Origin of the sequence: Phycicoccus avicenniae (assembly GCF_018139485.1) — a bacterium.
In the GTDB taxonomy this organism is placed as follows: Bacteria; Actinomycetota; Actinomycetes; order Actinomycetales; family Dermatophilaceae; genus Phycicoccus; species Phycicoccus avicenniae.
The window spans coordinates 221,861-246,815 of record NZ_JAGSNF010000003.1 but is presented as its reverse complement, the minus strand read 5'-3'; the positions used below and the strand labels follow the sequence as shown (position 1 = coordinate 246,815).

The 24,955-nt window shown below is 73.9% G+C and carries 26 protein-coding genes and 1 tRNA gene; 9 read left to right on the top strand and 18 right to left on the bottom strand.

Translation table 11 applies throughout. The annotated features are described in order from the left end of the window. The first annotated feature begins 87 nt into the window (after nucleotides 1-87). Both metH and KC207_RS03120 read left to right on the top strand, forming a co-directional pair. A complete protein-coding gene (metH, locus tag KC207_RS03125; protein ID WP_211601607.1) occupies nucleotides 88-3,798 on the top strand; it encodes a methionine synthase in 3,711 nt (1,236 codons plus the stop codon). 62 nt (nucleotides 3,799-3,860) lie between these two features. Next, on the top strand, nucleotides 3,861-4,706 hold the full coding sequence (locus KC207_RS03120; protein WP_211601435.1) for a RecB family exonuclease: 846 nt from the start codon (nucleotides 3,861-3,863) through the stop codon (nucleotides 4,704-4,706). Here the strand turns inward: KC207_RS03120 and KC207_RS03115 are convergent. Continuing rightward, nucleotides 4,677-5,354: an HAD family hydrolase gene (locus tag KC207_RS03115; RefSeq protein ID WP_211601434.1), complete on the bottom strand. Its 678-nt coding sequence runs from the start codon at nucleotides 5,352-5,354 to the stop codon at nucleotides 4,677-4,679. The genes KC207_RS03120 and KC207_RS03115 overlap by 30 nt on opposite strands. A 70-nt stretch (nucleotides 5,355-5,424) precedes the next feature. Between KC207_RS03115 and KC207_RS03110 the strand changes: the two genes are divergently transcribed. Further along, nucleotides 5,425-6,288 (top strand): PAC2 family protein, encoded by an 864-nt coding sequence (locus KC207_RS03110; protein WP_211601433.1) that lies wholly within the window; start codon nucleotides 5,425-5,427, stop codon nucleotides 6,286-6,288. 25 nt (nucleotides 6,289-6,313) lie between these two features. Here KC207_RS03110 and KC207_RS03105 read toward each other — a convergent pair whose 3' ends face one another. The 9 genes from KC207_RS03105 to KC207_RS03065 all read right to left on the bottom strand — a co-directional run bounded on the left by KC207_RS03105 (nucleotide 6,314) and on the right by KC207_RS03065 (nucleotide 13,246). Then, on the bottom strand, nucleotides 6,314-7,153 hold the full coding sequence (locus KC207_RS03105) for a MerR family transcriptional regulator (RefSeq protein ID WP_211601432.1): 840 nt from the start codon (nucleotides 7,151-7,153) through the stop codon (nucleotides 6,314-6,316). 174 nt (nucleotides 7,154-7,327) lie between these two features. After that, nucleotides 7,328-8,590, bottom strand: coding sequence for a cysteine--1-D-myo-inosityl 2-amino-2-deoxy-alpha-D-glucopyranoside ligase (mshC, locus tag KC207_RS03100; RefSeq protein ID WP_211601431.1), 1,263 nt, complete (start codon nucleotides 8,588-8,590; stop codon nucleotides 7,328-7,330). Between the two features lie 22 nt (nucleotides 8,591-8,612). Further along, entirely contained in the window at nucleotides 8,613-9,419 is an 807-nt protein-coding gene (locus KC207_RS03095; protein WP_211601430.1) for an SCO1664 family protein, read from the bottom strand. Continuing rightward, nucleotides 9,397-9,906 (bottom strand): DUF3090 domain-containing protein, encoded by a 510-nt coding sequence (locus KC207_RS03090; protein ID WP_211601429.1) that lies wholly within the window; start codon nucleotides 9,904-9,906, stop codon nucleotides 9,397-9,399. Before KC207_RS03090 ends, KC207_RS03095 begins: the two co-directional genes overlap by 23 nt. 10 nt (nucleotides 9,907-9,916) lie before the next feature. Next, a complete protein-coding gene (locus KC207_RS03085; protein WP_211601428.1) occupies nucleotides 9,917-10,648 on the bottom strand; it encodes an energy-coupling factor ABC transporter ATP-binding protein in 732 nt (243 codons plus the stop codon). After that, the gene (gene cbiQ, locus KC207_RS03080; protein WP_211601427.1) at nucleotides 10,645-11,409 is read right to left on the bottom strand and encodes a cobalt ECF transporter T component CbiQ; all 765 of its coding nucleotides are present in this window, start codon (nucleotides 11,407-11,409) and stop codon (nucleotides 10,645-10,647) included. Before cbiQ ends, KC207_RS03085 begins: the two co-directional genes overlap by 4 nt. Before the next feature lies 1 nt (nucleotide 11,410). Beyond that, a complete protein-coding gene (locus KC207_RS03075; protein ID WP_211601426.1) occupies nucleotides 11,411-11,761 on the bottom strand; it encodes a PDGLE domain-containing protein in 351 nt (116 codons plus the stop codon). Further along, nucleotides 11,758-12,447: an energy-coupling factor ABC transporter permease gene (locus KC207_RS03070; RefSeq protein ID WP_211601425.1), complete on the bottom strand. Its 690-nt coding sequence runs from the start codon at nucleotides 12,445-12,447 to the stop codon at nucleotides 11,758-11,760. Before KC207_RS03070 ends, KC207_RS03075 begins: the two co-directional genes overlap by 4 nt. Nucleotides 12,448-12,553: 106 nt before the next feature. After that, nucleotides 12,554-13,246, bottom strand: a complete 693-nt coding sequence (locus KC207_RS03065) for an MSMEG_4193 family putative phosphomutase (RefSeq protein ID WP_211601424.1) — start codon at nucleotides 13,244-13,246, stop codon at nucleotides 12,554-12,556. A gap of 54 nt (nucleotides 13,247-13,300) precedes the next feature. On the opposite strand from KC207_RS03065, the gene corA reads away from it, so the two are divergent. Beyond that, on the top strand, nucleotides 13,301-14,299 hold the full coding sequence (gene corA / locus KC207_RS03060; protein ID WP_367616023.1) for a magnesium/cobalt transporter CorA: 999 nt from the start codon (nucleotides 13,301-13,303) through the stop codon (nucleotides 14,297-14,299). A gap of 36 nt (nucleotides 14,300-14,335) precedes the next feature. On the opposite strand, the gene KC207_RS03055 is transcribed toward corA, so the two are convergent. Beyond that, the gene (locus KC207_RS03055; protein WP_211601422.1) at nucleotides 14,336-15,199 is read right to left on the bottom strand and encodes an undecaprenyl-diphosphate phosphatase; all 864 of its coding nucleotides are present in this window, start codon (nucleotides 15,197-15,199) and stop codon (nucleotides 14,336-14,338) included. 23 nt (nucleotides 15,200-15,222) lie between these two features. Further along, entirely contained in the window at nucleotides 15,223-16,275 is a 1,053-nt protein-coding gene (locus KC207_RS03050) for an LLM class F420-dependent oxidoreductase (RefSeq protein ID WP_211601421.1), read from the bottom strand. A 66-nt stretch (nucleotides 16,276-16,341) separates the two neighbouring features. Here KC207_RS03050 and KC207_RS03045 point away from each other — a divergent pair, with 66 nt between their 5' ends. After that, the gene (locus KC207_RS03045; RefSeq protein ID WP_211601420.1) at nucleotides 16,342-17,283 is read left to right on the top strand and encodes an aldo/keto reductase; all 942 of its coding nucleotides are present in this window, start codon (nucleotides 16,342-16,344) and stop codon (nucleotides 17,281-17,283) included. Between the two features lie 6 nt (nucleotides 17,284-17,289). On the opposite strand, the gene KC207_RS03040 is transcribed toward KC207_RS03045, so the two are convergent. Continuing rightward, the gene (locus KC207_RS03040; protein WP_211601419.1) at nucleotides 17,290-17,589 is read right to left on the bottom strand and encodes a primosomal protein; all 300 of its coding nucleotides are present in this window, start codon (nucleotides 17,587-17,589) and stop codon (nucleotides 17,290-17,292) included. A 35-nt stretch (nucleotides 17,590-17,624) separates the two neighbouring features. On the opposite strand from KC207_RS03040, the gene KC207_RS03035 reads away from it, so the two are divergent. Next, the gene (locus tag KC207_RS03035; protein WP_211601418.1) at nucleotides 17,625-17,822 is read left to right on the top strand and encodes a DUF5703 family protein; all 198 of its coding nucleotides are present in this window, start codon (nucleotides 17,625-17,627) and stop codon (nucleotides 17,820-17,822) included. Here KC207_RS03035 and KC207_RS03030 read toward each other — a convergent pair. Then, the gene (locus KC207_RS03030) at nucleotides 17,806-19,125 is read right to left on the bottom strand and encodes a M20/M25/M40 family metallo-hydrolase (protein ID WP_211601417.1); all 1,320 of its coding nucleotides are present in this window, start codon (nucleotides 19,123-19,125) and stop codon (nucleotides 17,806-17,808) included. The two genes, KC207_RS03035 and KC207_RS03030, sit on opposite strands and share 17 nt — an antisense overlap. Nucleotides 19,126-19,234: 109 nt before the next feature. Here KC207_RS03030 and KC207_RS03025 point away from each other — a divergent pair. Then, nucleotides 19,235-19,320: transfer RNA gene (locus KC207_RS03025), tRNA-Leu, on the top strand. Nucleotides 19,321-19,387: 67 nt separating this feature from the next. On the opposite strand, the gene KC207_RS03020 is transcribed toward KC207_RS03025, so the two are convergent. Then, nucleotides 19,388-20,905, bottom strand: coding sequence for a serine/threonine-protein kinase (locus KC207_RS03020; RefSeq protein WP_211601416.1), 1,518 nt, complete (start codon nucleotides 20,903-20,905; stop codon nucleotides 19,388-19,390). 36 nt (nucleotides 20,906-20,941) lie between these two features. Here KC207_RS03020 and KC207_RS03015 point away from each other — a divergent pair, with 36 nt between their 5' ends. Continuing rightward, the gene (locus KC207_RS03015; RefSeq protein WP_211601415.1) at nucleotides 20,942-21,706 is read left to right on the top strand and encodes a HipA family kinase; all 765 of its coding nucleotides are present in this window, start codon (nucleotides 20,942-20,944) and stop codon (nucleotides 21,704-21,706) included. Continuing rightward, nucleotides 21,703-22,080, top strand: a complete 378-nt coding sequence (locus KC207_RS03010) for a DUF3037 domain-containing protein (protein ID WP_249138517.1) — start codon at nucleotides 21,703-21,705, stop codon at nucleotides 22,078-22,080. Before KC207_RS03015 ends, KC207_RS03010 begins: the two co-directional genes overlap by 4 nt. Here KC207_RS03010 and KC207_RS03005 read toward each other — a convergent pair. From KC207_RS03005 to KC207_RS02995, 3 genes are read right to left on the bottom strand one after another with little or no spacing between them, the layout of a single operon-like run. Then, nucleotides 22,077-22,901 carry a TrmH family RNA methyltransferase gene (locus KC207_RS03005; RefSeq protein WP_249138516.1) on the bottom strand — a complete coding sequence of 275 codons (825 nt, stop codon included), beginning with the start codon at nucleotides 22,899-22,901 and terminating at the stop codon, nucleotides 22,077-22,079. The genes KC207_RS03010 and KC207_RS03005 overlap by 4 nt on opposite strands. Next, the gene (locus KC207_RS03000) at nucleotides 22,898-23,671 is read right to left on the bottom strand and encodes a sulfite exporter TauE/SafE family protein (protein WP_211601413.1); all 774 of its coding nucleotides are present in this window, start codon (nucleotides 23,669-23,671) and stop codon (nucleotides 22,898-22,900) included. Before KC207_RS03000 ends, KC207_RS03005 begins: the two co-directional genes overlap by 4 nt. A gap of 42 nt (nucleotides 23,672-23,713) precedes the next feature. Then, nucleotides 23,714-24,925, bottom strand: a complete 1,212-nt coding sequence (locus tag KC207_RS02995; protein WP_211601412.1) for an SPFH domain-containing protein — start codon at nucleotides 24,923-24,925, stop codon at nucleotides 23,714-23,716. Between the last annotated feature and the right edge of the window lie 30 nt (nucleotides 24,926-24,955).

Below are 24,955 nucleotides of genomic sequence, written 5' to 3'. Positions count from 1 at the left end.
TCACCGGCCCCGGAGAGGACCCCGAGCACCCCCGTGCCCGACACCCCCCAGCACCGTCCCGACGCCACCGCCGCCCTCACCGCGGCGATGGGCGAGCGCGTCCTCGTCCTCGACGGGGCGATGGGCACGATGATCCAGGCGCGCGGCTACTCCGAGGCGGACTACCGGGGCGAGCGGTTCGCCGACCACCCGAGCGACCTCCAGGGCAACAACGACCTCCTCTCGCTGACCCAGCCGGACGCGATCCGCGAGATCCACGAGGCCTACCTCGAGGCGGGCGCCGACCTCGTCGAGACGAACACCTTCAACGCCCAGCGGATCTCCCTCGCCGACTACGGGATGGAGGACCTCGCGTACGAGATGAACCGGGCCGCCGCCGCCCTGGCGCGCGCCGCCGCCGACGCGGTGACGGAGCGGACGCCCGACCGGCCGCGCTGGGTCCTCGGGGCGCTCGGCCCGACGAACCGGACGGCGTCGATCTCCCCCGACGTCAACGACCCCTCGGCGCGCAACGTCACCTTCGACGAGCTCGTCACCGCCTACCTCGAGCAGGCCCGCGGCCTCGTCGACGGCGGCGCCGACGTCCTCCTCGTCGAGACCGTCTTCGACACCCTCAACGCCAAGGCCGCGATCTTCGCCCTCGAGACCCTCTTCGAGGAGCACGAGCGCCGGTGGCCGGTCATGATCTCCGGCACGATCACCGACGCCTCCGGCCGGACCCTGTCCGGGCAGGTCACCGAGGCCTTCTGGTACTCGGTCCGGCACGCGCGGCCGCTGCTCGTCGGGCTCAACTGCGCCCTCGGCGCCGACGAGCTGCGCCCCTACGTCGCGGAGCTGTCCCGGCTCGCGGACTGCTACGTCTCGGCCCACCCGAACGCCGGGCTGCCGAACGCGTTCGGCGAGTACGACGAGTCCCCCGAGACGATGTCCGCCGTGGTCGGCGAGTTCGCCACCTCGGGCCTGGTCAACGTCGTCGGCGGCTGCTGCGGGACGACGCCGGAGCACATCGCGGCCATCGCGACCGAGGCCGCCGGCGGGGCGCCCCGCACCCCGGCGGAGGTGCCGCCCGCGCTGCGCCTGTCCGGGCTCGAGCCGCTCGTCGTCGACGCCGACAGCCTGTTCGTCAACATCGGCGAGCGGACGAACATCACCGGCTCGGCGCGGTTCCGCCGGCTCGTCCGCGACGAGGACTACCCGACCGCCCTGTCGGTCGCCCGCCAGCAGGTCGAGAACGGCGCCCAGGTCATCGACGTCAACATGGACGAGGGGATGATCGACGGGGTCGCCGCGATGGACCGGTTCCTGCGGCTCGTCGCCTCCGAGCCGGACATCTGCCAGGTCCCGCTCATGGTCGACTCCAGCAAGTGGGAGGTCATCGAGGCCGGCCTCAAGGTGACCCAGGGCAAGTGCGTCATCAACTCCATCTCGATGAAGGAGGGCGTCGAGCCCTTCCTCGAGCACGCCCGGCTGGCCCGCAAGTACGGCGCGGCGGTCGTCGTCATGGCCTTCGACGAGGACGGCCAGGCCGACACCCTCGAGCGCCGCAAGGAGATCTGCGAGCGGGCCTACCGGATCCTCGTCGACGAGGTCGGGATGCCGCCCGAGGACATCGTCTTCGACCCCAACGTCTTCGCCGTCGCGACCGGCATCGAGGAGCACGCCGCCTACGGCACCGACTTCATCGAGGCCGCGCGCTGGATCCGCGAGAACCTGCCGCACGCCCACGTCTCCGGCGGGGTCTCGAACGTCTCGTTCAGCTTCCGCGGGAACAACGCCGTCCGGGAGGCCATCCACGCCGTCTTCCTCTACCACGCCATCCGTGCGGGGATGGACATGGGCATCGTCAACGCGGGCGCCCTCGTCCCCTACGACACCGTCGACGAGCGGCTGCGCGAGGCCATCGAGGACGTCGTCCTGAACCGGGTCGAGGACCCGACCGAGGCCACCGAGCGGCTCATCGGGCTCGCCGAGGAGTTCCGCTCCGACGGCGAGCAGGCCGAGGCCGCGACGGAGCAGTGGCGCGAGCTGCCGTTGCGCGAGCGGATCACGCACGCCCTCGTCAAGGGGATCGACGACCACGTCGTCGACGACACCGAGGCCCTGCGGGTCGAGATCGACGAGGCGGGCGGCCGCCCGCTCGAGGTCATCGAGGGCCCGCTCATGGACGGGATGAACGTCGTCGGCGACCTCTTCGGGTCCGGGAAGATGTTCCTGCCGCAGGTCGTGAAGTCGGCCCGGGTCATGAAGAAGGCGGTCGCCCACCTCGTGCCGTTCATCGAGGCCGAGAAGACCGAGGGCGCGAAGGTCCGCAGCAAGGGCAAGGTCGTCACGGCGACGGTCAAGGGCGACGTCCACGACATCGGCAAGAACATCGTCGGCGTCGTCCTCCAGTGCAACAACTACGACGTCGTCGACCTCGGGGTCATGGTCCCGCTCCAGACCATCCTCGACACTGCCCGCGAGGAGCAGGCCGACGTCATCGGGCTGTCCGGTCTCATCACCCCGAGCCTGGACGAGATGGTCCGGGTCGCGGCCGAGATGGAGCGTCAGGGCTTCGAGGTGCCGCTGCTGCTCGGCGGCGCGACGACCTCGAAGGCGCACACCGCCGTCAAGGTGGACGAGCAGTACTCCGGCCCCGTCGTGTGGGTCAAGGACGCCTCGCGGTCCGTGCCCGTCGTGAGCCGGCTGCTGTCGGACTCCGCCCGGGACGGGTTCGTCGCCGAGGTCGCCGACGAGTACCGCGGCCTGCGCGAGCGGCACGCCGCGAAGTCGTCCGACCGGCCGATCGCGGCTCTTCAGGAGGCCCGAGACAACGCCCCGACGATCGACTGGGCGGGCCACGAGGTCCTCCGCCCCGCGATGCTCGACCGGGAGGGGTCCCTCGACGGCGGGTTCGTCCGGGTCCTCGACGAGCACCCCGTCGCCGAGCTGCGCGGGTACATCGACTGGACGCCGTTCTTCCAGGCCTGGGAGATCCGCGGGCGGTACCCCGACGTCCTCAACAACGCCGCGACCGCCGAGCAGGCGCGCTCGCTGTTCGACGACGCCAACGCGATGCTCGACCGGATCGTCGAGGAGCAGTGGCTCACGACCCGCGGCGTCGTCGGGCTCTTCCCGGCCGCCTCCCGTGGCGACGACGTCGAGGTGTACGTCGACGAGTCACGGGGCGAGGTCCGCGAGGTGCTCCACGGGCTGCGCCAGCAGGGGCGGTTCCGCGAGGGGGTGACGAACAAGTGCCTCTCGGACTACGTCGCGCCCGTCGGCTCCGGCGTGCAGGACTGGGTCGGGGCGTTCTCGGTCACCGCCGGGCTCGGGCTCGAGAAGCGCCTCCAGGCCTTCAAGGACGACCTCGACGACTACTCGGCCATCATGCTCGAGGCGCTCGCCGACCGGCTGGCCGAGGCGTTCGCCGAGCGGCTGCACGAGATGGTGCGGACCGACCTGTGGGGCTACTCCCCCGACGAGGACCTCGACAACGCGGCGCTCGTCAAGGAGCAGTACCGGGGCATCCGGCCCGCGCCGGGCTACCCGGCCTGCCCGGAGCACACGGAGAAGGAGACGCTCATGCGCCTGCTCGGCGGCGAGGAGCGGACCGGGGTCCGGCTCACCGAGTCGATGGCGATGTGGCCGGGCGCGTCGGTGTCCGGCTGGTACCTCGGCCACCCGGACAGCCAGTACTTCGTCGTCGGGCGGCTCGGGCGGGACCAGGTCGAGGACTACGCGGCCCGCAAGGGCTGGGACCTCGCGACCGCCGAGCGGTGGCTCGCCCCGAACCTCGGCTACACCCCCGACGACTGAGCGGCCGCCCGCCCCGGTGTGGGGGCGCCCTCGTGTCGGACCGGGCACCTACCGTGGTCGCCATGACCCCCGCTCTCTCCCCGAGCCGGGCCGCGGACTTCAAGCAGTGCCCGCTGCTCTTCCGGTTCCGGACGATCGACAAGCTCGAGGGTCCGCCGTCGCCCGCGGCGGCCCGCGGCACCCTCGTGCACGCCGTCCTCGAGCACCTCTTCGACCTGCCGGCCGACCAGCGCACGCCCGCGGCCGCCACCGCCCTCCTCGAGCCGCGCTGGCGGGCCCTCGTCGAGGAGCGTCCCGAGCTCGCGACGATGCTCGAGGAGGACGCGGCCCTCACCGAGGAGGGCTGGTTCTTGGCCGCCGCGGGCCTCGTCGAGCAGTGGTTCGCCCTCGAGGACCCCACCCGGCTCGAGCCGCAGGCCCGTGAGCTCTACGTCGAGACCGAGGTCGAGGGCCTCACGCTGCGCGGCTACGTCGACCGGCTCGACGTCGCCCCGGACGGCGCCATGCGGGTCGTCGACTACAAGACCGGCCGCTCCCCCGGCGAGCTCTTCGAGGGCAAGGCCCTCTTCCAGATGAAGTTCTACGCCCTCGTCCTGTGGCGCCTGCACGGCCGCGTCCCCGCGATGCTCCAGCTCGTCTACCTCGGCAACGGCGAGATCGTCCGGTACCTGCCGGACGAGCGAGACCTGCTCGCCGTCGAGCGCAACGTCCGCGCCATCTGGGACGCCGTCGTGCGGGCCGCGCGGACGGGCGACTGGCGCCCGCGCACCTCGAAGCTGTGCGCCTGGTGCGACTTCCAGGAGCTCTGTCCCGAGTTCGGGGGCACGCCGCCGCCGCTGCCCGAGGGCGCGGACCGCATCGCCCTCGACCCGGCCCGCTCAGGCGCGCTCGACCCCACCGAGGAGTGAGGCGACCGCGTCGGCGAGGCCCTCGGGGGTCATCCCCTCGAGACCGGTGACGTGGACGGCGCCGGCGATGTCCGGCACCGGCACGACGTGCGGGACGGCGACGGTGGGCACACCCGCCGCCACCGCGGACCGCACCCCGGTCGGGCTGTCCTCGATGGCGACGCAGGCCGCGGGGTCGACCCCGAGGGTCCGCGCGGCCGCGAGGTAGGGCTCGGCGTGCGGCTTGCCGTGCTCGACCTCGTCGCCGGTGACGACGGCGCCGAAGGAGCCCGGGGGCAGCGAGGCGACGACCGCGTCGGCGAGACTGCGCCACGACATCGTCACGAGGGCCGTGGGGACGCCGCGCTCGACGAGGGCGGCCAGCAGCTCGCGGGCGCCCGGCCGCCACGGCACGTGCTCGCTCACCTGCCGCACGACACGGGCCAGCAGCTCCTCGACGATCCGCTCCGGCTCCCACGTGATCGGGGAGTTCTCCCGGATGAAGCGGGCCGAGACCATGAGGTCGTTCCCGACGAGCTCGTGGGCGAACGCGTCGTTCCACCGGCCGCCCGCCTCCTCGACGATGGCGTGCTCCGCGGCGATCCAGTACGGCTCGGTGTCGACGAGGGTGCCGTCCATGTCCCAGAACACGGCTGCGGGGAGGCTCATGGGCCGCGAGCCTAGCGAGCCGTAGGGTGGAGGCAGGACCCCGCCCGCAGCGACCCGCAAGGAGGCACTGGTGATCGAGCTCGAGGACATCGGCGAGCTGCGCGACCCGGTGATGATCGTCGCCTTCGAGGGCTGGAACGACGCCGGCGAGGCCGCGAGCTCCGTCGTGGAGCACCTCGCGACCGTCTGGGGTGCCGACGTCGTCGCGGCGATGGACCCCGAGGACTACTACGACTTCCAGGTCAACCGCCCGCGGGTCGTCGTCGAGGGCGGCAAGCGGCGGATCAGCTGGCGCACGACGCGCATCCTCGTCGCCCGCGACACCCCGCTCGGTCGTGACGTCGTCCTCGTGCAGGGGGTCGAGCCGTCCTTCCGGTGGCGCGCCTTCGCCATCGAGCTCATGGAGGTCGCCGAGTCCGCCGGGGTCGGGGCCGTCGTCACGCTTGGCGCCCTCATGGCCGACGTCGCGCACTCGCGCCCCATCCCGGTGTCGGCGACCTCCGACAGCGAGGACACCCGGCACCGGCACGACCTCGAGATGAGCACCTACGAGGGCCCGACGGGCATCGTCGGCGTCGTCGCCGACGCCGCGACCCAGGTCGGGATCCCCTCGATCTCGTGCTGGGCGGCCGTCCCGCACTACGCGGGCCACACGCCCTCCCCCAAGGCGACCGCGGCCCTCCTCGGCCGGCTCGAGGAGCTGCTCGACGGCCCCATCGAGCACGGTGAGCTCGACGAGGACGCGCGCGCGTGGGAGCGGGGCATCGACGAGCTCGCGGCGTCGGACACCGAGGTCGCCGAGTACGTCGAGAGCCTCGAGGAGGCCCAGGACACCGCTGAGCTGCCGGAGGCGAGCGGGGACGCGATCGCCAAGGAGTTCGAGCGCTACCTGCGCCGTCGCGGCACCGACGAGCGGGGTCCGTCCGGACCCTGACCCGCCGGCGCCGCGCGTGGCCGCCTCAGGCCACCGGCACGCAGACCTCGGTCACGAGGTCCTCGGGAGCGGTGCCGCTCGGGTCGGTGAGGTAGCGGTTGAACACCTTGGCCTCGACCGGGTCGTCCGCCGACGTGGCCGCGGGACGGAGGCCCTCGGCGGCGCACAGCTCCTGGATCCGGGCGTGGGCCTCGGAGATGAGCTCGTACGGGCCCACGACGCGGGCCACGACGACGTCCTGCGCCGGCAGGTCGAGCGCCTCCAGCGGTGCCGTGGCCTCGGTCCCGGGGGCGACCGGGAGCCACACCGACTCGTCGACGTCGTGCTCGACGTACTCGGGGACGTGCTCGATGCACCCGCCGGGGCCGGTCGGGACGATGCCCTGGGCCTGCAGCTCGGGCATCATCCGGCCCCAGAGCGCCCCCTCGTCGGAGTAGGTCGGGACGACGCCGCGCAGGGCGACGACGCGGCGGGCGGGGACGGTGGTGCGGGTGACGGTGATGTCGGTCATGGGATGTCCTTCGTCGGAGATGAGTCGGTCGATGAGCGCCAGCCGTCCCCGGGCCGCGGCCGCCTCCTCCTCGAGAGCCGCGCGCTGTGCCGCCAGCGCCTCGGCGTACGCGGGGGTGCCGGCCGCCGCCCGGACGGCGACGATGGCGGACACGGTGAACCCGACGTCGCGCAGCCGCCGCACGTGGAGCGCCTCGGCCACCTGGGCCGGGGCGTAGGCGCGGTAGCCGGTCCGGGGGTCGACCGCTGCGGGGGCCAGCACGTCGTGCTCGTCGTAGTGACGGAGCATGCGCACGCTGAGCCGGGTCCGGGCGGAGAACTCCCCGATCGACATCAGGGTCTCGGTGTCGTCCATGCGCCCCACGGTGGCGCCTCCCATCGTGTGAGGGTCAACCCCACCCGTCACCGGATTTCGGGGTGACCCCGAAATGTCCGGTGAAGCAAGGGTTCGGATGTCGTGTCTCGAGGGACGTTCCCTTGTCTCGAGGCCGTTCCCCGTCTCCTCTGACCGGTCCGGCCGACGGACCGGTCAGAGGCGGACGCCGAGGATGGCGTCGACGGTCCGCGCGACGAGCCCGGGGGCCCCGGCGTCCTCGGCACCGCCGGCCAGGGTCCGCTCGCACCAGTCGTCGACGGCGCGCAGCGCGCCCGCCGTGTCGAGGTCGTCGGCGACGGCCGCCCGGACCGCGGCGATCGTCGCCTCGGCGGGCACGCCGCCGTTCGTCGACATCGCCCGACGCCACCGCTCGAGCCGCCGCCGCGCGTCGTCGAGCAGCGCGTCGGTGTACTCCCACTCGGCGCGGTAGTGCTGGGCAAGCAGCAGCAGGCGCAGGGCCACCGGGTCGACGCCCTCGCGGCGCAGCGCCGAGACGAGCACGAGGTTGCCCTTGGACTTGCTCATCTTCGACCCGTCGAGACCGACCATCGCCTGGTGGGTGTACTGGCGGGCGAAGACGGGGTCGCCCGTGAGGGCGACGGACTGGACCGCGCTCATCTCGTGGTGCGGGAAGACGAGATCGGTCCCGCCGCCCTGGACGTCCAGCGGGTGCCCCAGGTGGTGCAGCGCGATGGCGGTGCACTCGATGTGCCACCCCGGACGACCGGCGCCGAGACCGTCGGCGTCCCAGGCCGGCTCCCCGTCCCGCGCGCCCCGCCACAGGAGCGGGTCGAACCGGCCGCGCTTCCCGGCGCGGCCCGGGTCGCCACCGCGGTCGGCGAAGACCTCGTCCATCGCGGCCTGGTCCCACCCGCTCACCGTGCCGAACGTCGGGGCCTGCCCGAGGTCGAGGTAGACGTCCTCGCCGCCGCCGTCGGCGCCCTCCCCGGGCGGGACCGGCAGGCGGTAGGCGACGCCCCGCTCGAGCAGCCCGCGGACCGCCGCCGCGATCTCGTCCATCGACTCGACGACGCCGCACAGCGCGTCCGGCGGGAGCACCCCGAGAGCCGTCATGTCCTCGCGGTAGAGGTCGATCTCGGACGTCGCGAGGTCCCGCCAGTCGACCCCGTCGCGGGCGGCCCGCTCCAGGAGCGGGTCGTCCACGTCGGTGACGTTCTGGACGTAGCGGACCTCGTGGCCGGCGTCGCGCAGTGCCCGACCGAGGACGTCGAAGGTGACGTAGGTGGCGGCGTGCCCCAGGTGGGTCGCGTCGTACGGGGTGATCCCGCAGACGTACATCGAGGCGGTCCCGTCGACCTCGAGGGGACGTTGCTGCCCGCTGCGGACGTCGTGGAGCCGGATCGGCTCACCGTGACCGGGGACGGCGGGGACGAACGGGGTGGGCCACGACTTCACGGCGCCAGCCTACGGGTGCGCCTCAGAGCGCCGGCCACGGGATCGCCGACCAGCCGTCGTGCGGCAGCGGGTGGCTGCCGGTGCGCCGCAGCGCCGCCGTCCGCTCCGTGAGGGCGGCGATCTCCGCGAGGGTCAGGAGCGGCTCCAGCGCCTCGGTGAGACCGTCCGCGAGGGCCGCCTGCAGCCGTTCCAGGCGGGCGGCGTCCGCGGGCAGCAGCGGGTCACCGGCCCACCCCCAGAGGACGGTCCGCAGCTTCGGCTCGACCCCGAGGCTCACGCCGTGGTCGCAGCCGAGGACCGCCTCGCCGTCCCGCAGCAGGTGCCCGCCCTTGCGGTCGGAGTTGTTGAGGACGGCGTCGAGGACGGCGACCGCACGCAGGGCCGGCTCCGGGCTGTGCGAGACGACGACGGGCTCCCCGACCGGCGACTCGCCCTCGAGGACGACGTGCCAGCCGTCGGGCACCTCGGCCTCGCTCGTGACGTCGACGAGCGGCGGGACGTCCGTCGCGGGGTCGAGGCCTCCGACCCACAGCTGGACCGAGCCGGGTCCGCGCGGACCGTCCCGCAGCACGGTCGGGGGGACGGCGTGCCAGCCCCCCGCCTCGCTCACGAGGTAGGCGGCCCGCTCGCGGGCGACGAGGGTCCCGTCGGGGTAGTCCCACAGCGGGCGCTCGGTGATCTCGGGCTTGTGGATGGCGAGGAGCTGGTCCGCGGGGTCGCCGACGACGCAGAGCAGCGCACCGTTCGAGGAGCCGGAGATCCGACCCACGGGGGTGAGGTCCCCGCGGGTCAGCAGCTCCTCGAGCTCAGCGCCGGTACCCGTTGGCACGGGGACAGATGTGGCCGCCGGGGTCGAGGGGCTGGCCGCAGAAGGGGCAGGACGGACGACCGGCGGCGACGACCTTGCCCGCGCGGCGGGCGAAGGCGCGGGCGGCCTCGGCGGTGAGGACGACCCGCAGGGTCTGCACGGCGTCCTCGTCGACCTCCTCGGGGTCCTGGTCGTGGCACTCGATGACGAGGACGTTCCGCTCGGTGTCCCAGGCGAGCCCGAGGGTGTCGACCCGGAACTCGTCCTCGATCGGCACCTCGAGCGGTCCGGTGTCGCCGTCGCCCAGGGGTTCGGTGGCGGTGCCGGCGGCGTGCGTGTCGAGGAGGTCGGTGACCCGTTCCGCGAGGACGGTGACCTGGACCTTCTCGACCGAGACCGACACGAGGCGGCCCTCGCCGCGAGCCTGGAGGAAGAAGGTCCGGCCGCCCGGCGGCCCGACGGTCCCGGCGACGAAGCGCTCGGGCGGGTCGAAGACGGTGGATGCCATGCGCCCCACCCTAGATCGCGAACCCGACGGGCAGCTCCAGGCGGTGGGCCCGCATGAGGTCCTCGTCGGCGAGGACGGTGCGGGTCGGGCCGTCGGCCACGACCGTCCCCTCCGAGAGGACGACGGAGCGCTCGCACAGCTCGACGGCGTAGGGCAGGTCGTGGGTGACCATGAGGATCGTCGTGCGGAGCGAGCGGAGGATCTCGGCGAGCTCTCGGCGCGAGGTCGGGTCGAGGTTGGACGACGGCTCGTCGAGGACGAGGATCTCCGGGCGCATCGCGAGCACCGTCGCGATGGCCACCCGGCGCCGCTGGCCGAACGAGAGGTGGTGCGGCGCCCGGTCCGCGAGGTCGGCGACGCCGACCGCCTCGAGCGCCTCGACCACCCGCGCGTCCAGCTCGGCACCCCGCAGCCCGAGGTTGGCCGGCCCGAAGGCGACGTCGTCGCGGACCGTGGGCATGAACAGCTGGTCGTCGGGGTCCTGGAAGACGATGCCGACCCGGCGGCGCACCTCGAGGAGGGTGTCCTCGGTGACCGGGAGGCCCGAGACGTGGACCGACCCGTGCCCGGGTCGGAGCACCCCGTTGAGGTGCAGCACGAGGGTCGTCTTGCCCGCGCCGTTCGGACCGAGGAGGGCGACCGACTCCCCCGGGTGCACGTGGAGGTCGACGCCGAAGAGGGCCTGGTGCCCGCCCGGGTAGGCGTAGGCCACGTGGTGCAGGTCGAGGACGGGGGTCGTCACGAGGACAGCCTCGCACCGATCGCGGCGGCGACGGCGACGAGGGTGGGCAGCGCGGCCAGTGCCCACTGCCCGCGCGTCGCGGTGAGCGGGTGGGTCACCGGCATCCGTCCGTTCCAGCCGCGGCTCACCATGGCCAGGTGGACGCGCTCGCCCCGCTCGTAGCTGCGGATGAACAGGGCGCCGGTCCCGGCGGCGAGGACGGGCCAGGACCGCACTGACCGGCCACTGAAGCCGCGCGAGAGCCGCGCGACGCGCATCCGGCGCAGCTGGTCGGCGACGACGTCGACGTAGCGGACCATGAAGGAGGCGATGAGGACGAGCGGGTCGGGCACCCGTAGGTGCTGCAGGGCCCGGACGAGGTCGCGCGGGCGGGTCGTCACCGCGAAGGCGACGGCGGCGACGACGCCCGTGGTTCCCTTGAGCAGCAGCGCGACCGCCGCGGCGAGCCCCGGCTCGGACACCGTGAGCGGCCCGAGCTCGACGCGGGGGCCGGTCGCGACGAACGGCAGGACGAGCGCGAAGATCGCGAAGGGGGTCTCGACCGCGAGGCGGGGAGCGAGATGGCGCGGCGCGACGCGCGTCGTCGCCAGCAGGGCCACGGCGAGCAGGAGCAGGCCGAGGAGCACGCCGTGCGCGGGTGAGGGCACGGCGACGACCGCGAGGACGAACGTGAGCAGCGCCAGCAGCTTCACGTGCGGCGGCAGCCGGTGCAGCGGGGTGTCACCGTCGACGTGCAGGTGGCTCGAGTGGCCGGACCCCACGTCAGTCGCGCGAGGACGAGCGGCGCCGCAGGAGCGCCACGAGCCCGAACATCACGACCGCGGTGACGACGACGCCGACCACCCCGGCGAGACCACCGGACAGCAGACCGGAGGACACGCCCTCGGTGCCGTAGTCCGCGAAGGGCGACCCCGCGGTCGCCGAGTCCCGGGCGGACCCCTCGAAGCCGAGGCTGCCCGCGACGAACTCGAGCCCGTCGGGGTGCCCGGAGGCCCAGAAGGAGAGCAGGCCGGCGACGAGCAGGCTCACCCCGAGCCCGACGAGGACGAGGACGCGGGTCGTGACGCGCGGTCGCGTCGGGGACGGGGTGCGCTCGGACGTGGGGGTGCTCATGCGACGTGCTCCGGGGTGCGCAGCTCGAGGGCGGGCATCCGTCCCCGCGCGAGGTGGACGAGGTCGGGCCGGGCGGCGACGATGCTGCCGACCGCGAGGAAGGTGATGACCGCCTCGCCGACACCGATGAGCAGGTGCCAGGTCCCCATCGCCGTCGCGAGCGTGTCGAGCGGGATCGGGGCGGCGCCGCCGACGGCGTAGAGGCCGACGAAGACGAGCGCCGCGGCGGGCACGCTGACGAGGGCACCGGCCGCCGCCGCGAACGGCACCGAGGCCGGCCTGGTCGGCAGGACCGCGACGACGGCGCGCGAGACCCCGTAGCCGACCCACACCGCGGCGAGCCCCATGAGGACGACGTTCGTCCCCAGGGCGGTGACCCCGCCGTCGGCGAAGAGGAACGCCTGGACGCCGAGCACGACGGTGAGGCAGAGGGTCGCCGTCGCCGGCCCGACGAGCACCGCCGCGAGGACCGCCCCGATGAGGTGGCCGGAGGTCCCGGCCCCGACGGGGAAGTTCACCATCTGGGCGGCGAAGACGAAGACGGCGACGAGCCCGGCCAGGGGTGCGGTCCGCTCGTCGAGCTCGCGGCGCGAGGCGCGCGCGAGCGAGAGGGCGACGACACCGCCGGCGACGACCGCCGTGCCGACGGAGGTCGGGGCGTCGAGGAATCCGTCGGGGACGTGCATGGGGTCCTCCCCTGCTCGCTGGGTGCGCCGTGCGACGCGGATCTGTTGCACACTATTCGCAACAACGGGGGGACGGCAAGGACGGTCCCCGCACCTGCCCGACCGGTCAGCCCGCGCCTCCCCCGACCGTCGAGTCCCCGGCGCGCTGCCCCGTGGGCAGGGCGACGAGCGGGGCCAGGTCCCCGTCGACGGTGTTGCTCGCGAGCAGCACCATCCGCTCGCGGGTCACGTGCACGGCCGTGACCGACCCAGGGTCCACCCGCACCCGCTGCAGACCGGCGACCCCGGCCCCGACCGCGTCCGCGACGACGGCCTTGATCGGGTCGCCGTGGCTCACCGCGAGCCACACCGCCCCCGGCCCGTGCGCCTCCTCGACCTCCGCGTCGAGGGCCCGCACCCCGGTGACGACCCGCTCCGCCATCTCCCCGAGCGACTCGGCGGCGTGCTCGTCCGACGCCGGGAAGCGGGCCGACGCGGGGTCGTCCTGGATGACCCGCCACAGCGGGTCCTTGGCCGCCTCGGCGAGGGCCCGGCCGGTCCACGCGCCGTAGTGGCACTCCCCGATCCGGTCGTCGACGACCGGGTCGTGACCGGGCAGGGCGGTCGCGACCGTCTCGCGACACCGTTGCAGCGGGCTCGAGACGGCGCGGGCGACGTCGAGCGGCGCAAGCCGGCGCGCGGCCCGCTCGGCCTGCTCGCGTCCGGTGTCGGTGAGCCCGACCCCCTCGGTCCAGCCGGCGAGGACGCCGGCGGCGTTGGCACTGGAGTGCCCGTGCCGGAGGAGGAGGACGATCGCCACGACAGGCCACTGTACGGCGGCGTCGGCCCCCGGTCGGGCCCCCGGTCACCCACAATGGCCCTCGTGATCGTCGACCGGGCCATCTACGAGGGCGGGAGCCGCCGCGACTGCGGCGACCTCGCCGACGAGCTCCGCCGGCTGCGGGAGGGCCCCGACGACGGCGGGTTCCTGTGGATCGGGCTGAAGGACCCGACGGAGGAGGAGTTCTCCGGGGTCGACACCGAGCTCGGCATCCACCCGCTCGCCGTCGAGGACGCCCTCGAGACCGGCGGCGCCGGGCGGCGCCGCCCGAAGGTCGAGCACTACGACGGGCTGGTGTTCGTCGTGCTGTCCCCCCTGCGCTACATCGACCGGACGTCCGACATCGAGACCGGCGAGCTCATGGTGTTCGTCGGCGACCGGTTCGTCGTGACCGTCCGACGCGGCGAGCTGAGCCCCCTCGACGGGGTGCGCCGCTCCCTCGAGGCCGACCCGCAGCGGCTCGCCCTCGGTCCCTTCGCGGTGCTCCACGAGGTCCTCGACCGCACGGTCGACGGCTACCTCGCGATCGACCGCGAGGTCGAGCAGGACCTGGACGAGATGGAGTCGGTCGTCTTCTCCCCCGAGCGCACCGACACGGCGTCGATCTACGCGCTCAAGCGCGAGGTCCTCGAGTTCCGGCGGGCCGTCGTCCCGCTCGCCGACCCCCTGCGGATGCTGCACTCCTCCCCGCGCAGCCCCGTCCCGGACGGCGAGCTGCGGCTGCTGCTGCGCGACGTCGCCGACCACCTCGTCGCCGTCATCGACCACGTGGAGACCTACGACTCGCTGCTGTCCGGCATCCTGGACGCCTACCTCGCCCAGGTGTCGGTCCAGCAGAACGACGACATGCGCAAGATCTCGGCCTGGGTGGCGATCGCCGCCGTGCCGACCCTCATCGCCGGCATCTACGGGATGAACTTCACCCACATGCCCGAGCTCGACTGGACCTACGGCTACCCGCTGACGGTCGGGCTCATGGCCGGGGTGTGCGGGACGCTGTACGGCCTGTTCCGGCGCGCCGGCTGGCTGTGAGCCGGGGGCGGTCCTCCGCCGGTGCCCGTCCGGGGGTCAGGTCGCGGTCATCCAGCCGGCGCCGAGGGCCACGAGGAGCGCGAGGCCGAGGGTGACCCGGTAGCCGACGAACGCCCGCAGCGAGTGCGCGGCGACGAACCGCAGCAGCCAGGCGATCGAGGCGTAGGCGGTGAGGAACGCCACGACGATGCCGACGAGGACCGGCCCGACCCCGAGGGTGATGACGTCGTCCCACTCGTCGACGAGCTGGTAGGCGCCGGCCGCGGTGAGGGCGGGGATCGCCATGAAGAAGGACAGCTCGGTGGCGGTCACCCGGTCGATGCCGCGGGCGATGCCCGCGGAGATGGTGGCCCCGGACCGGGAGACGCCCGGGATGAGCGCGAAGCACTGGACGACGCCGATGACGAGGCCGTCCCGCAGGGACACCCCCTCCTCACCGCGCTGCGCGTCGTCGGCGGCGAACCGGTCGTGCCGCGACTCGGCCCACCAGATGACGCCGCTCCACAGGATGAGGGCGCCGGCGACCACCCAGAGGCTGCGGACCGGCCCGGTGATGACGTCCTGGAGCAGGAACCCGACGACCCCGATGGGGAGCGAGCCGACGATGACGGCCCAGGCGAGCGAGTAGTCGCGGTGCGCGCGCCGCTCCTCGTCGCGTAGCCCGCCGACCCAGGCGAGGAAGAGCCGGGCGATCTTCCGCGCGAAGTAGAGGAAGGTGGCGACGATCGCGCCGATCTGGATGATCGCGGTGTACGCGGTCACCGCCGGGGCGTCGACCGGCAGGCCGAGGACCTTCTCCGCGATCGTGAGGTGACCCGTCGAGGAGACCGGGAGGAACTCGGTGAGCCCCTCGACGATCCCGAGGACGACGGCCTGGAAGTAGGTGAGCTCGACGGGCACCGGGCAAGCCTAGGGGGTGGCGCTCAGAGGTCGGCGCAGGCCTCGGCCATGAGGCGCAGGACGGCGAGCCGCTGCTCGGTCGTGCGCGCGTACGGGGCGACCGAGAGCGTCGTCACCCCGGCGTCGGCGTAGCGCCGGGCGCGCTCGGCGACCCGTTCCGGAGGTCCGAGGAGGGCCGTCGCGTCGGCGAGCTCGAGCGGGACGGCGTCCGCCGCGTCCCGCGGACGACCCGCGAGGTAGAGGTCCTGGATCGTGTCCGCCGCCTCCTCGAACCCCATCGAGCGGGCGAGCCGGTTGTAGAAGTTCTGCTCCCGGCTGCCCATCCCGCCGATGTAGAGCGCCGTGTAGGGCGCGACGGCCGCGCGGGCCTGCTCGAGGTCGTCGGTGACGACGACCGGGACGGAGGCGACGACGTCGAACCCGGCCATCGGGTCCTCCGGCGTCCCCTTGCCCGCCGCCGCCCGGGCCTCGCGCACCGTGTCGAGGCTGTCGGTGGAGTGCTCGGGCGAGACGAAGATGCCGAGCCACCCGTCGGCGACCTCCCCGGCGAGCGCGAGGTTCTTCGGGCCGACGGCGGCGAGGTAGACCGGCAGGTCGGGGCGGGGCGGGTGGATCGTGAGCCGCAGGGCCTTCCCGGGGCCGTCCGGCAGCGGCAGCGTGTGGTGCTCGCCGTCGTACTCCAGCGGCCGTCGGGCGAGCGCCGTGCGCACGACCTCGACGTACTCGCGGGTGCGCCCGAGGGGCTTGGCGAACCGGACGCCGTGCCAGCCCTCGCTCACCTGCGGACCGGACACCCCCAGCCCGAGCAGGAAGCGGCCCCCGGAGAGGGTGTCGAGCGTCGCGGCGGTCATCGCCGTCATCGCCGGGGTGCGGGCCGGGATCTGCATGACACCGGCGCCCAGCCCGATCCGCTCGGTCTGCGCCGCGAGCCAGGCGAGGACCGTCGGACTGTCCGACCCGTACGCCTCGGCGACCCACACCGACGCGTAGCCGAGCCGGTCGGCCTCCCGGGTGAGGTCGAGCAGGTCCTCCCCCATCCCCATGCCTGCGTATCCGGCCGCGAGTCCGAGCTCCATGGCGCTCAGGCTAGCCCCCGTGCGCCTCACCGGGGTCCGGCACGCCCGCCGCTAGGCTGCCCGCCCATGCGCACCCGTCGGCTCGGCGCCACCGGCCTCACCGTGTCCCGGCTCGCGCTCGGCACGATGACCTGGGGCGGACGCACCTCCGCCGAGGACGCCGAGGACCTGCTCACGGCCTTCCGGGACGCCGGTGGGACGCTCGTCGACACCGCGCACGGCTACGGCGGGGGAAGTGCCGAGGAGCTGCTCGGCCGCTTCCTCGGCGGGGGCCGTGACGACGTCGTCGTCGTGACGAAGGCCGGGATCGGCGCCCGCAGCGGGGACCGCGTCGTCGACTGCTCGCGGCGGGCGATGCTGCATCAGCTCGACACCTCGCTGCGGCGCCTCGGCACCGACCACGTCGACGTGTGGGCCGCCCACGCCTGGGACGACGCCACCCCGCTCGAGGAGACCGTCGCGGCGCTCGTCCACGCCTGGCGCAGCGGCCGGGCGCGCTACGTCGGGGTCTCGAACCACGTCGGCTGGCAGGCGGCCCGCACGATGTCGCTCCTCGCGGCCGAGGGGGTGCCGCTCGCGTTGGACTCCGTCGAGCTGAGCCTCGTCGAGCGGCGGGCCGAGCGCGAGCTCGCCGACGCGGCGCGGTCGCTCGGCTTCGGTCTCCTGCCGTGGTCGCCGCTCGGCCGGGGGGTGCTCACCGGCCGCTACCGCGGTGGCGTGCCCGCCGACTCGCGGTTGGCCTCGGACGACCTCGCCCGGTTCGCCGGCCGCCACGTCGGCGACCACACCCGGGGCGTCGTGGAGTCCGTCCGCACGGCCGCCGAGGGCCTCGGGGTCTCCCCCGCGCTCGTGGCGCTCGCGTGGGTGCGCGACCGGCCCGGGGTCACCGCCCCGGTGCTCGGGGCCAGGACCCCCCGCCAGCTGGCGCAGCTGCTGCCCGTCGAGGACCTGGAGCTGCCCGCGCAGATCGTCGAGGCGCTCGACGAGGTGTCGTCCGACCTCGCCTGAGGTCGGTCAGTCGTCCTCGTCGTAGTCGCCGTCCAGACCGGCGTAGATCCGCGTGTCGTCCCCGTCCTCGTCGACGTGCCCGTCCTCGTCGTCGTCCGGGTCGTCCGCGCCGTAGACGTCGAGCGGGGTCATCTCGCCGAACGCCTCGTAGAGGGCGACGTCGTAGTCCTCGAAGGCGTCGGCGAGGTCCTCGTAGGCCGCGACGACGCTCGGGTCGTCCTCCCCGCGACGGACGCTGCACACCTCGAGATGCCGCTCGAGGGCGGTGACGAGTGTCGCGAGGGCGGCCCGCGGGTCGGTGCTCATGCACAGACCGTACCGCCCTGGTGGAGACTGTGGTCGTGGCCGACTACGAGTACCTCGTGCTGAACTTCGGGCGTGAGACGGACCGCTCCGACATCCGCCGCGCCCTCACCGAGCACGCGGAGTACGGGCGGTGGGAGCTCGCCCGGACCCGCACCTACATGGGAGGGATGACCAGGACCTGGCTGCGCCGCCGGATCATCCGCGCGCGGCGCTCGGTCAGCTCGTCGCGATGAGGCGCTGGAGCACCCGGGTCCCGAACTCGAGCGACTCGGTGGGCACCCGCTCGTCGATGCCGTGGAACATCGGCGCGAAGTCGAGGTCCGCGGGCAGCCGCAGCGGCGCGAAGCCGTAGCCGGTGATGCCGAGGAGGGACAGCGCCTTGTTGTCCGTGCCACCGGAGAGGCAGTAGGGCAGCACCTCGGCGTCCGGGTCCTCGTCGCGCAGGGCCTGGACCATCCGCTCCACGAGGTCGCCCTCGAAGGGGGCCTCGAGCGAGATGTCGCGGTGCAGGACCTCGACCTCGACGTGCTCGCCCGCGAGCTCGCGGATCGTCGCCATGAGGTCGTCCTCGTGGCCGGGCAGGAAGCGGCAGTCGACGTTGGCCGACGCCTGCTGCGGGATGACGTTGTGCTTGTACCCGGCGTCGAGCATCGTGACGTTGCTCGTGTCCTGGAGGGTGCCCCGGACGAAGCCCTGGGCGCCGCCGAGGTGGTCGAGCAGGTCCTCGAGGTCCTCGTCGGACCACGGGGTGCCGGTGAGCTCGGACAGACCGTCGAGCAGGGTGCGGACCGCGGGGATGTACTCGCGCGGCCACTTGTGCTCGGCGATCCGGGCGATGGCCTCGGCGAGCCGGACGATGGCGTTCTCGTCATTGGGGACGGAGCCGTGGCCGGCGCGGCCGTGCGCGGTGAGCCGCAGCCACGTGATGCCCTTCTCGCTCGTCTGGAGCAGGTAGGTGCGCTTCTCGTCCCCGTGCCGGTCGGTGACGGTGACGCTGTAGCCGCCGACCTCGCTGATCGCCTCCGTGACGTTCTCGAAGACCTCGGGATGGTGCTCGACCATGAAGTGCGAGCCCTTGCGGCCACCGGCCTCCTCGTCGGCGAAGAACACGACGACGAGGTCGCGCGGCGGGACGGTGCCGGTGCGGGCCATGTCCCGGACGCACGCGAGGATCATCGCGTCCATGTCCTTCATGTCGACGGCGCCGCGGCCCCAGACGCAGCCGTCGCGCAGCTCCGCGCCGAAGGGGTCGACCTGCCAGTCCTCGGCGTTGGCCGGGACGACGTCCAGGTGCCCGTGGATGCACAGGGCCCCCCGCTCCCGGTCGGCACCGGGGATCCGGACCGCGACGGTCGTCCGGCCGGGGTCGGACTCGTAGGTCGTCGGCTCGAGCCCGACCTCGCGCAGCTGGTCGACGACGTAGGCGGCGGCCTCGGCCTCGCCCGGACCGCTGCCGTCGCCGTAGTTGGTCGTGTCGATCCGGATCAGGTCCCGGCAGATCCGGACGACCTCGTCCTCGGGGCGCGTCTCGCTCATCCCCTCACCCTAGGGGGCGCGCTCCCGACGGGCGATTTCGGTTCCCGGCCCTGGGGCGTGTATCGTTCCTGGTCGCAGGACGGCCTCCCCGGCCGGCCTCGCACCACTCGTCCGGGTGGCGGAATTGGCAGACGCGCTAGCTTGAGGTGCTAGTGCCCGTATTAGGGCATGGGGGTTCAAGTCCCCCCTCGGACACCGGATGACGAAGGCCCCGGACCGCTCAGGTCCGGGGCCTTCGTCGTGCAGCGAGGGGCGACGACGGTCAGCCGACGTAGGCGTCGACGGCGTTCGACAGGTCCTGGACGACCGGGTCGAGCGTCCCGGCGGCCTCGGGCGAGACCTCGCCGTCCGACACGGCCTCCCGGTAGCTCTCGACGAAGTCGTCCCGCGCCTCGGCCACGCCCTCGGCGTCCCCGTCGCGCAGCGCGCTCTCGACGTCCCGCAGCTGCTGCCGCAGGTCCTGCACCGTCTGACGGTCCGCCTGGTCCGCCTGGGCCGCGTCGTTGAGACCGGTGTCCGTCCGGCCCAGCGCGTCCTGGACGGGAGCGGGGTCGGGGGCCTGCTCGGTCGGCTCGGGCTCCGGCTCCGGCTCCTCCTGCGTCGGCTCGGGAGCCTCGGTCGTCGGCTCGGGCGCCTCCGAGGTCGGTGCCGGCTCGGCGGTCGTCGACGTCGGCGTGCTCGACGCCTCCTGGCCCTGCTCGTCCGAGCCGCCGGAGAGCAGCTGCCAGCCCACGACGAGGGCGAGGACGGCCACGACGGCCGCGAGGGCCCAGATGCCTGCGGAGGAGCGCCGCTGCGGCTCACGGCCGCCCGGAGGGGGTCCGACCCGGGCCGGGCCGGTGGGCGGCGGAGGCGGGGGCGGGGTGCCCCGGTCGAGGCGCTGGGTCGCCGCGGCACCCGCGGCTGCCCCTGCCGCAGGCAGCACCGTCGTGCGACCCGCAGCGGCCTCCGGAGCCCGCCGTGCGTCGATGGCGGCGACGACCGCGCCGGCCCCGGCCGGTCGGTCCTGCGGGTCCTTGGCCAGGAGCGAGCCGACGAGCCCGGCGAGCCACGCCGGGGTGTCCGGGCGCAGGTCGCGCACGTCCGGGGCCTCGTCGGTGGCGTGCATCATCATCGTCGCGACCGGGGTGGGGCCGCTGAACGGCGCCCGTCCGGTGAGCAGCGCGAACAGGACGCAGCCGAGCGCGTAGAGGTCGGCCCGGCCGTCCACCCGGCCGCCGGTCGCCTGCTCCGGTGCGAGGTACTCGGCGGTCCCCATGACCGTGTTCGTCGCGGTGAGGGCCTGGTTCGCCGCCGCCGACTCCCCGAGCTGGGTGATGCCGAAGTCGAGCACGCGCACCCGACCGTCGGCGGCGTAGACGAGGTTCGCCGGCTTGACGTCACGGTGCACGAGCCCGCGCTCGTGCGCGGCCTCGAGGGCCGCGGCGACCTGCCGGCCGACATCGGCGACCTCGTCGACGGGCAGCGGGCCCTCGGCCATCCGGTCGGCGAGGCTGGGCCCGGGCAGCAGCTCCATGACGAGGTAGGCGGTGTCGTCCTCGACCCCGGTGTCGTGGACGGTGACGACGTTCGGGTGGCTCATCGCCGCCGTCACCTGCGCCTCGCGCTCGAACCGGGCGGCGCCCGCCTCGTCGGGAACCCGGCGCAGGTCGATCGTCTTGACGGCGACCTCGCGGTCGAGGACGGTGTCGGTGGCCCGCCAGACCTCGCCCATGCCGCCCCGACCGATGGGGGCGTCCAGGGCGTACCGTCCGGCCAGGCGTCGCTGCTCGGTGCTCATCGCCGCCAGACTAGTGCCCTGCCGTAGCCTGACCGGGTGCTGGAGCCCGTGACCGCCGTCCGCTACGTCGCGCCCCTGCGCGAGGGCGGCTCGCTCCCCGGGCTCGTCGAGGCCGACGACCTCGGCACCTACGTCGTGAAGTTTACCGGGGCCGGGCAGGGACGCAAGGTCCTCGTCGCCGAGGTCCTCGTCGGGGAGGTCGCCCGACGCCTCGACATCCCGACGCCACGGCTGGCCGTCGTCGACCTGCCGTCGGCGATCGCCCGGTACGAGGCGGACGAGGAGGTCCAGGACCTGCTCACCGCGAGCCCCGGGCGCAACCTCGGGGTCGACTTCCTCCCGGGTGCCTTCGGCTACGACGGCACCCGTCCGCCGTCGGCGCAGGACGCCGGGGCGATCCTCTGGCTCGACGCCTACACCGCCAACGTCGACCGCACCTGGGCCAACCCGAACCTCCTCGTGTGGCACGGCCGCACGTGGGCGATCGACCACGGCGCCGCGCTGTGGTTCCACCACTCCTGGCCCAGCCGCCCCCCGGACGCCGCGCGCTTCGTCGCGCAGCCGTTCGACCCCTCCGGCCACGTCCTCGCCCCTGTCGCCGAGCCGCTGCGCACGGCGCACGACCGGCTCGCGTCCCGGCTCACCGACGACGTCCTCGCCGCGGTCGTCGAGGCGGTCCCGCAGGACTGGCTCGAGACGACGACGAGCCTGCCGACCCTCGAGGACGTGCGGCACGCGTACGTCGAGCACCTGCGGGAGCGGCTCGCGGCCCCGGAGGCATGGCTCGGGAGCGCATCGTGAGCCACCCCTACCAGTACGTCGTCCTCCGGTTCGTCCCCCGTGTCGACCGCGGGGAGTGCCTGAACGTCGGCGTCGTCCTGCACAGCCAGGCCGCCGGGGTGCTCCGCTGCGCGTGGCACGTCGACGAGGCGCGGGTCCTCGCCGTCGCGCCGGACGCCGACCTCGAGGGGCTCGCGGCCGCGCTGGAGGCCGTCGGCACGATGTGCGCGGGTCCGCCGCCCGGTGTCGAGGCCGCCCTCACGACGCAGGGCAAGCGGTTCGGCTGGCTCAGCGCGCCCCGCTCGACGGTCCTTCAGCCGGGGCCGGTCCACGGCGGGGCCTGCCCCGACCCGGACGCGGAGGTCGACCGGCTGCTGGACCGCCTCGTGCGCTAGTCCACGCGCGGAGGTTTCCGCAGCGCCCAGGCGGCGACGGCCCCGGCGGCGGCGACGTTGAGCGAGTCCACCCCTCCGGCCATCGGGATCGTCACGACGCTGTCGGCGGCCGTCACGGTCCGCCGCGACAGCCCGTCCCCCTCGGTGCCCAGGACGAGCGCGAGCCGCTCCGGTGGGTCGGCCGCGAGCGCGTCGAGCCCGACGGCGTCCTCGGCCAGGGCGAGCGCCGCGACGTGGAAGCCGAGGGCACGCAGCTGCTCGACCCCGCCGGGCCACGGGTCGACGCGCGTCCACGGGACCTGGAACACCGTCCCCATCGACACCCGCACGGCCCGCCGGTACAGCGGGTCGGCGCACCGCGGGGTGACGAGCACGGCGTCCATCCCGAGCGCCGCGGCCGACCGGAAGACGGCACCGACGTTCGTGTGGTCGACGACGTCCTCGAGGACGAGGACGCGCCGGGCGTCCCGGAGCACCTCGGCGAGCGGGAGGAGCGCCGGCCGGTGCATCGAGGCCAGCGCCCCACGGTGGAGGTGGAAGCCGGTGAGCCGCTCGATGACGTCGTGCTCCCCGACGTACACCGGAACCCCGTCGCGCTCGGCGTCGGCGACGAGGTCGCCGAGGTCGGTGAGCCACCGCTGCGCCATGAGGTAGGACCGGGGCCGGTGGCCGGCGCGCAGGGCCCGCCGGATCACCTTCTCGGACTCGGCGACGTACAGCCCGCCCTCGGGCTCCAGCCGGCGCCGCAGCGCGACGTCGGTGAGCGAGACGTAGTCCTCGAGGCGGGGGTCGGCGGCGTCCTCGACGCGCACGACGCTCACGAGAGCACGAGGAGGTTGACGACGGCGACGAGACCGATGACGACGATGACCCCGCGCAGGACGAGCGGCGGCAACCGGCGACCGACGGTCGCCCCGAGCACCCCGCCGAGCGTCGAGCCCACCGCGACGAGCAGGACGACCCACCAGTCGACGAGGTCACGGGCGACGACGAGGAAGACGACGGCGGCGACGGCGTTGACGACGGTCGCGAGCACGTTCTTGTAGCCGTTGAGCCGCTGCACCGGTTCGCTGCTCAGCGCCCCCATGACCCCCATGAGGAGGACGCCCTGGGCGGCGCCGAAGTACCCGCCGTAGACGCCGGTGCCGAGGACGCCCGCCTGCATCGCGAGCGTGTGCCGGGAGGCCGCGGTCCCGTCGCCGTCCCGGCGGGCGGCCGCCCACCGGTTGATCCGCGGACCGACGACGACGAGGACGACGCCGAGGAGGATGAGGACCGGCACGACGGCGCGGAAGACGTCGGGGTCGAGGACGAGGAGCAGGAGGGCGCCGACGAGCCCGCCGACGAGGGACATCGGGACGAGCCGGGCGAGGTCGCGCCGGGCGCCGACGAGCTCCTTGCGGTAGCCGATGCTCCCGGCGAGGCTGCCCGGCACGAGGCCGAGGTTGTTCGTCACGTTGGCCGCGACCGGCGGCATCCCGAGCAGGAGCAGCGTCGGGAAGGTGATGAGGGTGCCCGAGCCGACGATCGTGTTGATCGTCCCGGCCCCCATCCCCGCGAGCACGACGAGGAGGGCTTCACCGACGGACACCCCGTCACCTTAGTGCGGGCGACGGGGTGTCCGGACGGCAGGTCAGGGCCTGGTCGGCGGCTCCTGCGGCGGCTCCGGCGCGGCCGGAGGGGTGTCCGGCGCGGCCGGAGGGGTCGGCGGCTGCGGCTCCGGGTCCTGCGGCGCGGCCGAGGGCGGGGTCTGCCGCGGCGGCACCGCGTCGGCGCCGGGACGGACCGGCGGCTGGACCCGCGAGGTCGGCGTCGCGTGCGTCTCGGCCTCCTTGCTGGACTGCGCCGCCTGCCCGCGGGCGGCGGCGAGCGCCTCCGACGGGTCCTCGAGGACGGTGTCCTCGAAGGCGTTGGACATCGACTCCTCCGGCTCGACCCAGCCGTCGTCGTCGCCGTCGCCGGACGGGGCCTGCTGGTTGCCGAGCGCTCCCCCGATCCCGCGGAGGGCGTCGGTGAGCTCGCTGGGGACGATCCACATCTTGTTGGAGTCGCCTCGGGCGATCTGCGGCAGCACCTGGAGGTACTGGTAGGCCAGCAGCTTCTGGGTGGGCTTGCCGCGGTGGATGGCGTCGAACACCTGCTGGATGGCGCGGGCCTGGCCCTGGGCCTCGAGGATCCGGGACTGCGCCGAGCCCTCGGCCCGCAGGATCGAGGACTGCTTCTCGCCCTCGGCCGTGAGGATCTGGCTCGCCTTGATGCCCTCGGCGTTGAGGATCGCCGCACGACGGTCCCGCTCGGCCTTCATCTGCTTCTCCATCGACTCCTGCACCGAGGCGGGCGGGTCGATGGCCTTGAGCTCGACGCGGTTGACGCGGATGCCCCACTTGCCGGTGGCGTCGTCGAGCACGCCGCGCAGCTGGCCGTTGATCTGGTCGCGGCTGGTCAGCGTCTGCTCGAGGTCGAGCGAGCCGATGACGTTGCGCAGCGTCGTGACGGTCAGCTGCTCGATGCCGGCGATGAAGTTCGCGATCTCGTAGACCGCCGACTTGGAGTCGATGACCTGGTAGTAGATGACCGTGTCGATGGACACGACGAGGTTGTCGCTCGTGATGACCGGCTGCGGCGGGAAGGAGACGACCTGCTCACGCAGGTCGATGTTGGCCCGGACGATGTCGACGAACGGGACGAGGAAGTGGATGCCTCCCTCGAGCGTGCGTGAGTAGCGGCCGAGCCGTTCGATGATGAGCGCCGTCTGCTGCGGCACGATCCGGATCGTCCGCATGAGGACGATGACCGCGAAGATCGCGAGCAGCACGATGACGATGAGGGGACCGATTCCGTCCATGGTGGGCCTTTCGTGGGTGGCCGGCGGGTG

Excerpts from the sequence above, each read along its gene's own strand:
- KC207_RS03075 (WP_211601426.1), bottom strand. The coding sequence starts at position 11,761 with ATGAGCACCCCCACGTCCGAGCGCACCCCGTCCCCGACGCGACCGCGC.
- KC207_RS03115 (WP_211601434.1), bottom strand. The coding sequence starts at position 5,354 with ATGAGCCTCCCCGCAGCCGTGTTCTGGGACATGGACGGCACCCTCGTC.
- KC207_RS03040 (WP_211601419.1), bottom strand. The coding sequence starts at position 17,589 with ATGAGCACCGACCCGCGGGCCGCCCTCGCGACACTCGTCACCGCCCTC.
- corA (WP_367616023.1), top strand. The coding sequence starts at position 13,301 with ATGGCCCTCGTGATCGTCGACCGGGCCATCTACGAGGGCGGGAGCCGC.
- KC207_RS03030 (WP_211601417.1), bottom strand. The coding sequence starts at position 19,125 with ATGAGCGAGACGCGCCCCGAGGACGAGGTCGTCCGGATCTGCCGGGAC.
- KC207_RS03020 (WP_211601416.1), bottom strand. The coding sequence starts at position 20,905 with ATGAGCACCGAGCAGCGACGCCTGGCCGGACGGTACGCCCTGGACGCC.
- KC207_RS03070 (WP_211601425.1), bottom strand. The coding sequence starts at position 12,447 with ATGCACGTCCCCGACGGATTCCTCGACGCCCCGACCTCCGTCGGCACG.
- KC207_RS03105 (WP_211601432.1), bottom strand. The coding sequence starts at position 7,153 with ATGGACGACACCGAGACCCTGATGTCGATCGGGGAGTTCTCCGCCCGG.
- KC207_RS03090 (WP_211601429.1), bottom strand. The coding sequence starts at position 9,906 with ATGGCATCCACCGTCTTCGACCCGCCCGAGCGCTTCGTCGCCGGGACC.
- KC207_RS03045 (WP_211601420.1), top strand. The coding sequence starts at position 16,342 with ATGCGCACCCGTCGGCTCGGCGCCACCGGCCTCACCGTGTCCCGGCTC.
- metH (WP_211601607.1), top strand. The coding sequence starts at position 88 with ATGGGCGAGCGCGTCCTCGTCCTCGACGGGGCGATGGGCACGATGATC.
- KC207_RS03050 (WP_211601421.1), bottom strand. The coding sequence starts at position 16,275 with ATGGAGCTCGGACTCGCGGCCGGATACGCAGGCATGGGGATGGGGGAG.
- KC207_RS03120 (WP_211601435.1), top strand. The coding sequence starts at position 3,861 with ATGACCCCCGCTCTCTCCCCGAGCCGGGCCGCGGACTTCAAGCAGTGC.
- KC207_RS02995 (WP_211601412.1), bottom strand. The coding sequence starts at position 24,925 with ATGGACGGAATCGGTCCCCTCATCGTCATCGTGCTGCTCGCGATCTTC.